The sequence below is a fragment of the Planctomycetota bacterium genome (assembly GCA_038746835.1).
Taxonomy (GTDB): Bacteria; Planctomycetota; Phycisphaerae; order Tepidisphaerales; family Tepidisphaeraceae; genus JBCDKH01.
In genome coordinates this window covers 1-12,385 of the sequence record JBCDKH010000105.1, presented here as the reverse complement: position 1 = coordinate 12,385, position 12,385 = coordinate 1, and the positions used below count along the sequence as shown (strand labels likewise).

Here is a 12,385-nt window from a genome sequence, read left to right as displayed (position 1 = left end):
CCTGGCCGAGAGCGACATCCACATTCACGTCCCGGCCGGCGCGATTCCGAAGGACGGCCCGAGTGCTGGCGTCGCCATGTTCACCGCGCTCTCGTCGCTCTTGACGAAGACGCCCGTCCGCAAAGAAGTCGCCATGACTGGCGAAATCACCCTTCGCGGCCTGGTCCTGCCAATCGGTGGGCTCAAGGAAAAGGCCCTCGCCGCCAAGCGGGCCGGCATCAAGGACGTGATCATTCCCAAGCGGAACGAAAAAGACCTGGTCGACGTTCCGGACGAGGTGAAGAAGGCACTCCGGTTCCACCCGGTCGAACACGTCGACGACGTCCTCGAGATCGCCCTGAGCGGCACGAAGAAGACCGTCCGCAAGTCCAAGGCCGCCAAGTGAGTGTGGTCCGACTGCTGATCAAGCGTCTGCCCAACGGCGAGGGCTTGCCGATGCCCCGAGCCATGACCGACGGCGCCGCCGGCCTCGACCTGCACGCTGCCGACACACGCACTATCGAATCTGGCCAGATCGCACTGGTCCCGTGCGGCTTCGCTATGGCCCTGCCGCCGATGCACGAAGCCCAGGTCCGCCCTCGCAGCGGCTTGGCGAGCAAGCACGGCGTGACCCTCGTCAACAGCCCCGGCACCATCGACGCGGACTACCGAGGCGAGGTCAAGGTGCCCCTCATCAACCATGGCCGCGAGTCGTTCGAGATCGACCGCGGCATGCGGATCGCCCAGATGGTCGTCATGCCGCTGCCCCGGGTCGAGGTTAACGAAGTAGACGAACTCGACGCGACCGATCGTGGTACGGGCGGCTTCGGAAGCACCGGGTGATTGACCTACGCGTTACCCGTCGCGTTGCACTGCAAACAGCTTCGCAAGTCCGGAATCCGCGAGGTTCAGCATCTGCGTCAGCTGCTCCGGCGTGAAGCCAGTTCCCGACTCGGCGGTGCCTTGGATTTCGACGTAGTTGCCGGCCGACGTCTTGACGACGTTCAGGTCGGTTTCGGCCGAGGAGTCGAGGATGTAGTTGAGGTCGAGCGTCGGCTGGCCGTCGCAGATCCCGACGCTGACAGCCGCGATGTCGGCGATGACGGCATTGCTGGGCTGGTACAGCTTCTGGTCGTACGCCGGGGCGACGTCGGCCTCATCGCGGGCACCGGGCATCTCGGCCGGGAGTGAAGCGAGGGCGTCGCGAAGGGCGATCATGCCGCCGCAGATGCTGGCGGTGCGGGTGCCGCCGTCGGCTTCAAGGACGGTGCAGTCGACGGTGATCGTGTGCGGGCCGAGCTTTGTCTCGTCGACGGCCGCGCGGAGGCTGCGTCCGATGAGTCGGCCGATCTCGATGCCGCGCTTGTCTGCCTTGAGGCCGGGCCAGTCTTTGCGGCCCTTCACGCTGGCCGGGTGCATGACGTACTCGGCTGTCACCCAGCCGCCGGCGCGATCGTCGCTGAAGAACCGCGGCCGTTTCACCTCGACGGCGGCCGTGCAGAGCACGACCGTCCCGCCCTGCCGCCACAGCACCGAACCGGCAGCGGTCTTGGTGAAACCGCGCTGGACGGTGACGGGGCGGAGTTGATCACGCGGTCTCGGGTCGCTCATGCGAGCAGCGTACGACCCGCTGAGCCCAGGCTCATTCGTCTTCGGGCATCAGCTCGGACAGCTTCGCACGCTCGGCCCGGACTTCGTCGGCGACGCCCGCGGCCTTGGCTTCGTTCTCGGCAGCAGCATCGAGGAGGTCGGAGCGTTCGTCAAGCATGATGGCGACGGCGGCATCGAGCCGGTCTGCCTGAGCACGCGCGTCGACAGCGGCTTGACGCTTGGCCTTGCCTTGCTCGTCGACTTCGCTGGCGAAGCTCACCGCGTACGCGTCGTCGAGACACGCAAATGCGGCCTCGTTGTACGCGGCCTCGCCGTCCAGGACGCTCGCACGGGCACGCAGTGCGACGGCCTTGCGGGTCGCCATCGCGGATTCAGCGCGAAGCTTCGACGCGTCGGCCTTCTGATTGCCGGCCGTCTCCATCAGGTCGGTGAACTCGTCCGATTTCTCGCGGATGGTCGCGATCGATTCGTTGCGATCCCGCTCGGCTTGCTTGGCCTCTTCGGTCATCGGAGCCGGGGCGGCGGGCTTGGAATTCGCACAACCCGCGGCGACGAGGGCAACGAGCGCGAGACACGGCAGCTTCAGGTTCGGAATCATGGTCGTCCTTGAACGGGCGTGCGAAGGGCTCTTGCGATGTACGATTTGCCACCTTGCCCGGCAAACGTCCGTCTCCGCCCTTCTCTCGCCGCCCGAAGCCGTCGACGCCTCGCACGGACAAGCCTCCGGTCTCGCCCCACGTCACGACACTTTGGGACTATCCGAGCCAGAACTACGGCACCGGTCGACAAGGCGACGAGAAGTACCCCGGCGTCACCCCGAGCCACGTTGTCTGGAACCTCGTCCACCGCTACGCACCGAACGACGCCCTGGTCGTCGATCCGTTCTGCGGCAGCGGCACGACGCTGGACGTCTGCCGAGACCTTGGCAGGCAAGCACGCGGGTTCGACCTTGCCCCGACGCAGCCCGAGATCGAGCGGGCCGACGCACGCAAGCTGCCCGTCGCGGCGGCCAGCGTCGACCTCGTCTTCATGGACCCGCCCTACGGCACGCACATCGACTACAGCGACGACCCACGCTGCATCGGCAAGCTGCCCGCCCACGACGAGCGGTACTACCACGCCATGAGCGATGCCTTCGGCGAGGCCGCCCGCATCCTGAAGCCGGGCGGCGTGTTGGGCGTGTACGTCGCCGACAGCTACGTCCACAAAGGCGAGGGCAAGGGCTTCTGGCCGATCGGTTACGAGCTGTTCAGCCTGCTCCTCGGCGGCGGATTCGAACCGATGGATTGGGTCGCAGTCGTGCGACACAACAAGACGCTGGAGATGGGCAACTACCGCAAGGCCGCCGACGAGGGCGGGTTTTTCCTGCGTGGGTTCAACCACCTGCTCATCGTCCGTTCGCCGATGCCGCAGCCGAAGCCGGCGCGTCGGAAAAAGCGACCGGCAGGCGGAAGATGAACGTCGCGCCTTGGCCGGGCGTCGAGGAGACACTCAATTCGCCTCGCAGCAGATCCGCCAGCTCGCGGCTGATCGCGAGACCCAGACCCGTGCCGCCGTGCTCGCGTGTGGCGGAGGCGTCGAGCTGTTTGAACTTCTCGAAGATGGCCTCCTGGCTTTCCTCGGCAATGCCCGGGCCTTGGTCGGTGACGGTGATGCGGACGTAGTCGCCTGACTCGCCGTCGTCGTCGAGTTCGCGTCGCGCGACCAGGTCGACCCGGCCGCCCGTGTCGGAGAACTTGATGGCGTTCGAGAGGAGGTTGTAGAGGATCTGCTGCAGCTTTCCGCCGTCGGTCTCCATGATCGGCACGCGCGGCCCGACCTCGCTGACGATCCGCACCTGACGCCGATTGGCAATCGGCGCCATCAGGACGCCGAGTGCCTCGAACACGTCGGCGAGGCTCAGGTTCGTCGTGCGGACCTCCATCTTGCCCGCCTCGATCTTGGCGAGGTCGAGCAGGTCGTTGATGAGCTCGAGGAGCGCCTGCCCGCTCTTTTTGATGTTGCCGGCGTAGCGGTCGACCTTGTCCGTCCCGCCGGCACTGCTGACGAGGTCGGCGAAGCCGAGAATGCTGTTGAGCGGCGTCCGCAGTTCGTGGCTGACGTTGGCCAGGAACTCGCTCTTGATCCGGTTGCTCTCGTCGAGTGCCACGTTCGCCTCGGCCAGGTCGCCCAGGCGCTTGTCAAGGCTGCGGTTGGCCCGGGCGAGCTGGGTGTTGCGTGTCTGAAGGTTGGCAACCATCTCGTTGACGGTGCGGGCCAGCGTCTCGAACTCGTCGCCGCTGGCGACCTCGGCCCGGACGTTCAGATCGCCTCCGCGAACCCGCTCGGCGACGTCCTGCAGCACGCGGACGGGCGTCAGGATGAGCCGAGTCAAGATGAGGTACAGCGTCAGCGTCGCCGCCCCGGCCGAGGTGATGGCGGCGGTGATGAGGAAGCTGCGGTTGAGCAGCAGCTCCCGCGTGCTCGTCTGCGAAGCCAGCTCGATGCTCATGACACCCATGAGCTGCGGCTCGGTCTCGTCGCCCCCCTCGAACGGCACCACGATCGGTGCGACGGCATCGGGTCCGGCGTGGCACGAGAGGCACGACGCTTGGGCATGCAGGGCGATGGCCGTCCGCGTTCCCGAGAACTGGCCCGGTTGGCCGTCGGCGTCGGGGAGCAAGGCGTCCTCGCGAAAGGCGCGGCGGTCTGCTCTCTCGCGGAAGACACGCAGCGCCGCCTGCTCGAAAGGCGTCAGACGGTCAATCGCGTCGGCGGCGACGATGCGTGGAGCGCGGACACGGGCCCCGTCGAGCTCGAGCGTCCGGGCAGGGTCGATGTCGCCGCTTTCGATGTGTGTGGCGAGCGTCTGATCGGCGAGGACGTCGGCGGCGATGCGGTTCTGGGCCTCCGTCAGCTGACCAATTCGCTGCCAAGCCACGGCCAGTGCCGCGAGAATGATGACACCCGCGGCCGTGCCGAAGAGCAGCTGGCACTTCGTGGCCAGCGAGAGGCGTAGTCGGCTGAGCCATCGCAGCATCGGACGCGATGAGCGTAAGGGATTGCCCGTGCGACCTGGGGTGGCCCAGCGAAAATGCGACAGTCGCGTCGCATCGAGCATTGCCTCGACGGAAACGCTATTTCTTGACACGAATCGACCGGTACTCGGCTGGCTCGCGTGATACCCTGCTGGACCGAGTCGACCTCCACGGCTCCGCACAGGGCTTGTGCCCGCGCCTCACGCCAACATGCCTGACCGCACCAACAGCAACGGCAAACACCTTGGGCGAATCCTAATCGTCGAGGACAACGCGGCCGAAAGGCAGGCGCTTCAGAAGCTGCTGCGTGTCCTCGGCCACGAGGTCTTCTCGGCCGAAAGCCCTGACAAAGCCCTCGGCTACGTCGACGAGAACGTCGACGTCGTCCTGAGCGACCTGCACATGGGCGACGTCAGCGGCCTGGACCTGCTCAAGCTGTGGAAGAGTCGACAGGCCGACACACAGTTCATCCTCATCACCGGCCAAAGCTCGGTCAGCACGGCTGTCCAGGCGATCAAGAACGGCGCGTACGACTACATCACCAAACCGATCGATCCCGACGACCTGGAGCTTCGCCTCGCCCGGGCGATCGAAGGCCGACGCAAGGACACCGAGCTCAACCAGCTCCGCGAGCGGCTGGACCACAAGTTCGGCGTCGAGAAGATCGTCGGCGAGAGCGAGCCGATGCGCCGGGTCTTCGAACGCATCCGCCGAGCCGCCGCGGTCGACTCGACGGCACTCGTCCTCGGCGAGAGTGGCACGGGCAAGGAACTCGTCGCCCAGGCACTGCACCACAATTCGCCCCGGAAAAAGGGACCGTTCGTCGCGGTGAACGTCGCGGCTGTCCCGGCGTCGCTGGTGGAGTCGGAACTGTTCGGCCACGTTCGCGGCGCGTTCACCGGTGCGACCGACAAGCGGATGGGCCGGTTCGAGCAGGCCAGCGGCGGGACGCTGTTCATCGACGAGATCGGCGACTTCGAGCTTTCCTTGCAGGCCAAGCTGCTGCGTGTCCTTGAGACGCTCACGCTCACTCCCGTCGGCGGGCACGAAGACAAGAAGGTCGACGTCCGCGTCGTTGCCGCGACCAGCCGGAACCTTCGGGCGATGGTGGCCGACGGAACATTCCGCGAGGACCTCTACTACCGGCTAAACGTCGTCTCAATCCAGCTGCCTGCACTTCGCGATCGGCCGGACGATGTGCCGCTGTTGATCGACGCCTTCGTCAAAGACATTGCCCGCACGCGTGATCTGAACGTCGCCAAGGCCTCGCCGGAGGTGGTTCGGTTCTTTACCAGCTATCACTGGCCCGGGAACGTTCGCGAGCTGCGGAACACGCTCGAGCGGATGATGGTCCTGGCCGACGGCGAGGTGCTGCAGGAGAGCGACCTGCCCGACGACCTCACCGACGGCATCGGCGGCAGCCCGAGCAAAAACGGCGAAGCCATTCCCAGCGGCCTGACGATGGACGAACTCGAACGCCTGGCGATCGAAGGCGCACTTCAACGCTTCGACGGCAACCGCACCCACGCCGCCGACGCGCTCGACATCAGCGTCCGAACACTCCAGCGCAAACTCGCCAGCTACGAAAGCCAGGGCAAGCCCGTGCGGATGGCCCGGTGAACAACCGGCTCGTCATCCACGCACCTGCGAAGATCAACCTGTATCTCCGCGTCTACCCTAGAACTGCGGACGGGTTTCATCCGCTGCGGTCGTGGTTCCGGACAGTCGAATTGTTCGACGAACTTCAGTTCGATTTGGTCCCCGATGTCCGCGATGGGCTTCGACTCCTTATCGAATGCGAAGATCCTGATGTCCCAGCGGGCGACCGCTCGGCTGAGAACCTCGCATTCGATGCCTGGTACGGAACGAGCTTTCTCTTGGGTGAAACCAAGACTTCTGCCCGGTTGCGGCTGTCGAAGACGATCCCTTTGGGCGGCGGTCTTGGCGGCGGGAGCAGTGACGCCGCGGCAACGATCAAAGCAAGACTCCACTTTGCAGCAGACTCTGAGAAGTCTGCACCGCGTTACAAAGTCGATTACATCGCCTTACAAACCGGCAGCGACGTGCCTTTTTTCCTGAGCTGCCAACTCGATGGGATAAGCGACGCGGAAGTCACTGGCCGTGGTGACGTGGTAACACCATTTCGTCCAGGACGCCGACACACTGCGTTGCTGCTTTTTCCTGGAGTGCAGATGTCGACTCCTCAAGTCTTCCGTGCTTTCGACGCTCGAACGACGCCGCCTGACGATGGCGAACCTGATTTCGCCAAGTGGTCGGCCCTCCCGGCAATCGAGCTCTTGCCACATCTCCGAAACGACCTCGAGCCGGCTGCGTCTGTGATCGAGCCGTCGCTCGGAAAGCTGCGAAGCGACTGCGAGAAAAAGCTCGGCCGACCGGTTCGGATGAGCGGCAGCGGGTCGACGTTGTTCACGCTCTACGACTCGGACGACGAGGCCAAGTTTGCATCCAAGCAACTGGACATGGTGCGATCTCGGGTGGCATGACCGACTGCGAGCCGCAGGCTCGCAGCTACCGGTGGCGATCCTGCTGAAACCTGGAAAACCAAGATGGCTGCGAGCCTGCGGCTCGCAGTCGGAAACGGACCACTAAACTTCCGCATGCGGTTCGCACTGGTCCAGATGAATCCGACGGTCGGTGATCTCGCGGGCAACGCGGGCAAGATCATCGCCTCGATTCATCGCGCAAAGGACGCCGAGGCTCGCGTCGTCCTCCTTCCGGAGCTGGCCCTCTGCGGCTACCCGCCAAAGGATCTGTTGCTGCGTGGCGACTTCCTCGACGAGCAGATCCGGCAGCTTCGCCGCATCGCTGCCGAGACCGATGGCCTCGACGTTCTCGTCGGCTACGCCGAGCGCAACACGGCTCCCGTCGGCCGACCACTGCACAACGCGGCCGCCCTGCTGCGGGACGGCGAGATCGTCAGCCGGCATTTCAAGACGCTCCTGCCGACGTACGACGTTTTCGACGAGAGCCGCTACTTCGAGCCCGGGCCGAACACGCCGGACAACAACGTCATCGACGCCTGTCGCACCGGTGACGACTGTTTCACGCTCGGCGTAACCATCTGCGAAGACCTGTGGAACGACGAGCGACTCATTCCGCGTCGGCTGTATCACAGCAACCCGCTGGGCGATCTGAAGCTCGCCGGGGCGGAGTTGATCGTCAACCTCTCGGCCAGCCCGTTCGTCGCCGGCAAACACGCTTTTCGCCGTGAACTCTTCGCTGAACAGGCCAAGAAGCACGGCGTGCCGCTGCTCTACGTCAACCAGGTCGGCGGAAATGACGAGCTTGTCTTCGACGGCAACTCCTGCGCCTTCGACGCCAACGGGAAATTGATCGCCCACGCGAAGGCGTTCGAAGACGACCTTCTCGTGGTCGACATCCCGAAGGTCGCTGCGAGCTTGCAGACGGCAGTCGAGCATGAAGAGATTCCCGATGTTGAATCGATCCGTCGCGCATTGGTGCTTGGGACACGCGACTACCTCCACAAGTGCGGCTTCAAAAAGGCGGTCATCGGCCTGTCGGGCGGCATCGATTCGGCCGTTGTGGCGGCGGTCGCGACGGAGGCGCTGGGCGAGGAGAACGTCGAGGGCGTCGCGATGCCCAGCCGCTACAGCTCGGGCCACAGCGTCGACGACGCCCGCGCTTTGGCCGAGAACCTCGGCATTCGCTTTCACGTCGTTCCGATCAAGCCGATGCACGACGCCTTCGACGCCTCGCTCGGCGAGGTCTTCGACGTCACGGGCTTGACTGCCGAGAACCTTCAGGCCCGCATCCGCGGCGCGACGATGATGGCCTTCAGCAACAAGACGGGCGCTCTGCTCCTGACGACCGGCAATAAGAGCGAGCTCGCCGTCGGCTACTGCACGCTCTACGGCGATATGTGCGGCGGGCTGTCCGTCATCAGCGACGTGCCCAAGACCGACGTCTACCGCCTCGCCCGGCACTACAACAACACCGCAGGACGCGAGGTCATCCCCGAGAACACAATCACCAAGCCGCCGTCGGCCGAACTCGCACCCGACCAGCAGGACAGCGATTCGCTGCCGGACTACGACACGCTCGACGCGATTCTGGAGCGCTACATCGAACTTGAGGAAGGCCCTGACACCATCGTCGCCGCCGGGTACGAGCGGGAAGTAGTGGAAAAGGTCGTGAAGCTCGTAGACCGCAGCGAGTACAAGCGCCGCCAGGCCGCCCCGGGATTGAAGGTGACGAGCCGTGCCTTCGGCTTCGGCCGACGCATGCCGATCGCCCAGCGGTTCGACCCGCTCATGACGACGACCGCGAAGCCGATCTGAAACGTCTTTCCGTCATCCTGAGCGAGCAGAGCGAGTCGAAGGACCTCGTCTTGGAGCGGTACCTGATGCAGGCGAGGCCCCTCGACTCCGCTGCGCTTAGCTCGGGATGACGAAGGTCATGTTGGTTCGATAAACGTCGTCGCCACCGCGTCAATCCGGGCTAAATGCGACGGTCCTATCGACCATGCTCGACGAGATCCTCACGACCGCCGTTGCCCAGGGCGCCAGCGACATCCACTTCAACGCGGGGCTGCCGCCCATGTTCCGCGTCACCACTGTCGTGGAGCGGTCGCAGTACGACGTGCTCACGCCCGAGTCGTGCACGGAGCTCTGCCGGCACATGATGGACGACGACCGCTGGGCCAAGTTCCAGCAGTTGCGCGACGCCGACTTCAGCTACGCCATCGACGGCGTCGGCCGATTCCGCGTCAACGCCCACTTCCAACGCGGCACCGTCGCGATGGCCTTCCGAACGGTCAACGACACGATTCGCCCGCTCGATCAGCTCGGCCTGCCTGAAGTTGTCCGCAAGCTCACGCACCTTCCACGCGGCCTGATCCTCGTCACCGGCGGTACCGGCTCGGGCAAGAGCACGACGCTGGCCGGCATGATCGACGCGATCAACCGCCGCGACAACGGGCACATCATCACGATCGAAGACCCGATCGAGTACACGTTCGAGAGCGACAAGAGCGCGATCGAACAGCGCGAGATCGGTGAGGACTGCCCCACCTTTGCCAGCGGCCTCCGGCACGTGCTGCGTCAGGACCCGGACGTCATCCTCGTCGGCGAAATGCGTGACCTCGAAACCACCAGCGCCGCCATCACCGCGGCCGAGACCGGTCACCTCGTCATGTCGACGCTGCACACCGTCAACGCGCCGCAGACCATCGAGCGCATCATCGACATCTACCCGAGCGACGAGCAGAACCAGATTCGCTCGATGCTCTCGAACACGCTGCAGGCGGTGGTGAGTCAGACGCTCTTCAAGCGTCAGGACGGGCCGGGCATGGTGCCGGGCATCGAGGTGATGCTCTGTACGCCGGCCGTTCGCAACTGCATTCGTGAGAACCGCATCTTCGAGATTCCCAACATCATCTCGACCAGCCGGACGCTGGGCATGCAGACGCTGGACGACTCCATCATGGAGCTCTACGCGAACGGTCGGATCAGCGCTGAGGACGCGGTGAGCCAGGCGGCTCATCCGGAAAAGGTCGAGCGGGCACTGGCGGCGTGAGCTGACCGGTAACACAAAGGCCCATGGGCTCAGCCCGTGGGCTGTCTTGAGGACGGATCAACCACCGACGGAAGGAGCCACCCGATGCCCAGTTTTCAGTACGAAGTCAGGACCAGCGCGGGGGCCGTCTCCACCGGGACTCTTGCCGCGGCGTCGATGCAGGCCGCAAGTCAGCAGTTGCGACAAGGTGGCCAGTACGTCCTGCGCCTCACGCCTGCGAGCGGCGCGTCCGGCAAGTCCAAGAGTCTGAAGGACGTCCAAATCTCCTTCGGCCCGAGCCAGAAAGACATCCAGGCCTTCACGGCGCAGCTCAGCGTCATGGTCCGCGCCGGCATCAGTCTGCGCGCCGCCATCGAGGGCATCGCCGATCAGACGGAGAACCCGAAGTTCCAGAAAATGCTCCGCCAGATTCAGGCGGACGTCGAGAGCGGCAAGCCGTTCAGCCAAGCGCTGCAGCGTTATCCGAAGAAGTTTGGCCCGCTCTATGTGAACATGGTCCGCGCCTCGGAACTCTCCGGCGGCTTCAGCAAGATGCTCGACCGCATTGCGGGCTACCTGACCCAGCAGATCGAAACCGCCCAGCAGGTCAAGGGCGCGATGATCTACCCCGGGATCATCGGCGGCCTGGCGGTCAGCGTGACGGTCTTCCTGCTGACGTTCGTGCTGCCGCGATTCACGGTGCTTTTCGAGGGCAAGGAGGCGATTCTGCCTCTGCCGACGAAGATCCTGCTGGCTATCAGCGACTTCCTGATTCTGCGGTGGTATGTCGTGCTCATCGGTCTGGTCGTGGGCATCTGGGGGCTCGTGCTCATGCTCAAGACCGAGCGTGGCCGGGTCGGCTACGACCGTGTGAAGCTGATGGTGCCGCTGTTCAAAAAGATGTTCCGCGCGCTGTACATCACGCGGAGCCTGCACGCGATGGGCCAGCTCATCAACGCCGGCGTCCCGATGCTCGACACGATCGCGATCACCGCGGAAATCAGCGGTAACGTCCACTTCAAGCGGATGTGGCGCAGCGTCTACGTCAGCGTCAAGCAAGGCAAAAAGATCAGCCAACCCCTCAGCGGCAACCCACTCCTGCCGAGAGCAACGGTCCAGATGATCGCCGCCGGTGAGGAATCGGGTCGCCTGGGCGAGGTGCTCGATGAGGTGAGCGAGTTCTACAACCGCGAGCTCAAGGCCGTCATCAAGAACTGCACGGCGATGATCGAGCCGCTGATGATCATCGTGATGGGCGGCCTGGTCGGCTTCATCGCCATGTCCATCATCCTGCCGATCTTCAAGCTCAGCAGCCTGGTCGAGTAGCGAACCAGCCAAGCCTGAAACGAACGGCCGGAGGCATTGCCTCCGGCCGTTTTTCGTTCTGCCTCTGCAGCTTGCCTCGCTTACCACTGAATGCGATCTCTAGTTTCGTGTCCCGTCGTCGTCGTTCATCTCGCCGTGGCTTCACGCTGATCGAGGCGTCGCTGGCGATCGTCATCGTCGGCACCGGATGCCTCGCGGCGATGGAGCTCTTTGCAACCGTCAGCATCAGCAACAAGGAAGCCCGACGACTCACCGTCGGCTCGCAGCTGGCGCGTCACCTCGAAGAGGCGATGGCCCACCTGCCCTATGACGACCCGATCACACGGTCCGCCAACTGGGGACCAGAGCCCGGCGAAACCCTCGACACGTTCAACGACGTCGATGACTTCGACGGCTTCGACACCGAAGGCACCGACGGCCCCATCGACGCCCTTCGCCTGGCGATCCCGGAGCTGAGTCAGTTCTCACAAGTCGTTGAGGTGACGCGGGTGGATGACATGACCCTCAGCGAGCCCGGCACCGGTGCGCTTCGCATCGACGTGACGGTTCTCTGGCAGGCACAACCCGGGAGTGAGCAGAAAGAAGTCGCACGCACGAGCTGGTACCGCATGCCGTAGCCGAAAGGAACCAGGATCATGAGGCGAACACGAATTCCACTGCGCCCACGTCGCGGCGCTGCCGCCGTCTTGGCAATGATCTATCTCGTCCTGCTCTCGGGCCTGGCGACGGCGATGTACCACGTCTCGGCGATGAACTCGCGCGGCTCCGCCGTTGTGGCCGACGCGCTCAGGGCACGGTCGCTCGCCGAGAGTGGTCTGCGATGGCAGGCCGCGCGGCTTGCCGATGCCGATCTTCGCCCGCGCATCAGCACCGGGCAGCTCTCCATCGACGACGCATCGGCCGTCTGGCTCGGCTGG

13 protein-coding genes are annotated in these 12,385 nt (G+C 64.7%); 10 read left to right on the top strand and 3 right to left on the bottom strand.

The window, feature by feature from the left end; translation table 11 throughout:
• Together AAGI46_11045 and dut are read left to right on the top strand one after the other, a co-directional pair.
• On the top strand, positions 1–385 hold a 385-nt coding region (locus AAGI46_11045; GenBank protein MEM1012740.1), incomplete at its 5' end, for a S16 family serine protease.
• A 2-nt stretch (positions 386–387) separates the two neighbouring features.
• The gene (gene dut / locus AAGI46_11040) at positions 388–822 is read left to right on the top strand and encodes a dUTP diphosphatase (GenBank protein ID MEM1012739.1); all 435 of its coding nucleotides are present in this window, start codon (positions 388–390) and stop codon (positions 820–822) included.
• A gap of 12 nt (positions 823–834) precedes the next feature.
• Here the strand turns inward: dut and rph are convergent, their stop codons facing one another.
• Together rph and AAGI46_11030 are read right to left on the bottom strand one after the other, a co-directional pair.
• A complete protein-coding gene (gene rph, locus AAGI46_11035) occupies positions 835–1,590 on the bottom strand; it encodes a ribonuclease PH (GenBank protein MEM1012738.1) in 756 nt (251 codons plus the stop codon).
• Positions 1,591–1,621: 31 nt separating this feature from the next.
• The gene (locus AAGI46_11030) at positions 1,622–2,188 is read right to left on the bottom strand and encodes a hypothetical protein (protein ID MEM1012737.1); all 567 of its coding nucleotides are present in this window, start codon (positions 2,186–2,188) and stop codon (positions 1,622–1,624) included.
• A gap of 53 nt (positions 2,189–2,241) precedes the next feature.
• Here AAGI46_11030 and AAGI46_11025 point away from each other — a divergent pair, with 53 nt between their 5' ends.
• A complete protein-coding gene (locus AAGI46_11025) occupies positions 2,242–3,048 on the top strand; it encodes a DNA methyltransferase (protein MEM1012736.1) in 807 nt (268 codons plus the stop codon).
• Here AAGI46_11025 and AAGI46_11020 read toward each other — a convergent pair.
• A complete protein-coding gene (locus AAGI46_11020; GenBank protein ID MEM1012735.1) occupies positions 2,978–4,609 on the bottom strand; it encodes an ATP-binding protein in 1,632 nt (543 codons plus the stop codon). The two genes, AAGI46_11025 and AAGI46_11020, sit on opposite strands and share 71 nt — an antisense overlap.
• Before the next feature lie 208 nt (positions 4,610–4,817).
• Here AAGI46_11020 and AAGI46_11015 point away from each other — a divergent pair, with 208 nt between their 5' ends.
• From AAGI46_11015 to AAGI46_10985, 7 genes are all read left to right on the top strand, one after another.
• Positions 4,818–6,227, top strand: a complete 1,410-nt coding sequence (locus tag AAGI46_11015; GenBank protein ID MEM1012734.1) for a sigma-54 dependent transcriptional regulator — start codon at positions 4,818–4,820, stop codon at positions 6,225–6,227.
• 572 nt (positions 6,228–6,799) lie between these two features.
• Positions 6,800–7,111: a hypothetical protein gene (locus AAGI46_11010; protein MEM1012733.1), complete on the top strand. Its 312-nt coding sequence runs from the start codon at positions 6,800–6,802 to the stop codon at positions 7,109–7,111.
• A gap of 114 nt (positions 7,112–7,225) precedes the next feature.
• Complete coding sequence (locus AAGI46_11005) at positions 7,226–8,926, top strand: NAD+ synthase (protein MEM1012732.1); 1,701 nt, start codon at positions 7,226–7,228, stop codon at positions 8,924–8,926.
• A 184-nt stretch (positions 8,927–9,110) separates the two neighbouring features.
• Entirely contained in the window at positions 9,111–10,163 is a 1,053-nt protein-coding gene (locus tag AAGI46_11000; GenBank protein ID MEM1012731.1) for a type IV pilus twitching motility protein PilT, read from the top strand.
• A gap of 84 nt (positions 10,164–10,247) precedes the next feature.
• On the top strand, positions 10,248–11,468 hold the full coding sequence (locus AAGI46_10995; GenBank protein MEM1012730.1) for a type II secretion system F family protein: 1,221 nt from the start codon (positions 10,248–10,250) through the stop codon (positions 11,466–11,468).
• A gap of 107 nt (positions 11,469–11,575) precedes the next feature.
• A complete protein-coding gene (locus tag AAGI46_10990) occupies positions 11,576–12,085 on the top strand; it encodes a prepilin-type N-terminal cleavage/methylation domain-containing protein (protein MEM1012729.1) in 510 nt (169 codons plus the stop codon).
• A gap of 18 nt (positions 12,086–12,103) precedes the next feature.
• Positions 12,104–12,385: hypothetical protein (locus tag AAGI46_10985; protein ID MEM1012728.1), on the top strand; the 282-nt coding region annotated here is incomplete at its 3' end.

Excerpts from the sequence above, each read along its gene's own strand:
- AAGI46_11020 (MEM1012735.1), bottom strand. The coding sequence starts at position 4,609 with ATGCTGCGATGGCTCAGCCGACTACGCCTCTCGCTGGCCACGAAGTGC.
- AAGI46_11000 (MEM1012731.1), top strand. The coding sequence starts at position 9,111 with ATGCTCGACGAGATCCTCACGACCGCCGTTGCCCAGGGCGCCAGCGAC.
- AAGI46_11005 (MEM1012732.1), top strand. The coding sequence starts at position 7,226 with ATGCGGTTCGCACTGGTCCAGATGAATCCGACGGTCGGTGATCTCGCG.
- AAGI46_11030 (MEM1012737.1), bottom strand. The coding sequence starts at position 2,188 with ATGATTCCGAACCTGAAGCTGCCGTGTCTCGCGCTCGTTGCCCTCGTC.
- AAGI46_11010 (MEM1012733.1), top strand. The coding sequence starts at position 6,800 with ATGTCGACTCCTCAAGTCTTCCGTGCTTTCGACGCTCGAACGACGCCG.
- rph (MEM1012738.1), bottom strand. The coding sequence starts at position 1,590 with ATGAGCGACCCGAGACCGCGTGATCAACTCCGCCCCGTCACCGTCCAG.
- AAGI46_11015 (MEM1012734.1), top strand. The coding sequence starts at position 4,818 with ATGCCTGACCGCACCAACAGCAACGGCAAACACCTTGGGCGAATCCTA.
- AAGI46_10995 (MEM1012730.1), top strand. The coding sequence starts at position 10,248 with ATGCCCAGTTTTCAGTACGAAGTCAGGACCAGCGCGGGGGCCGTCTCC.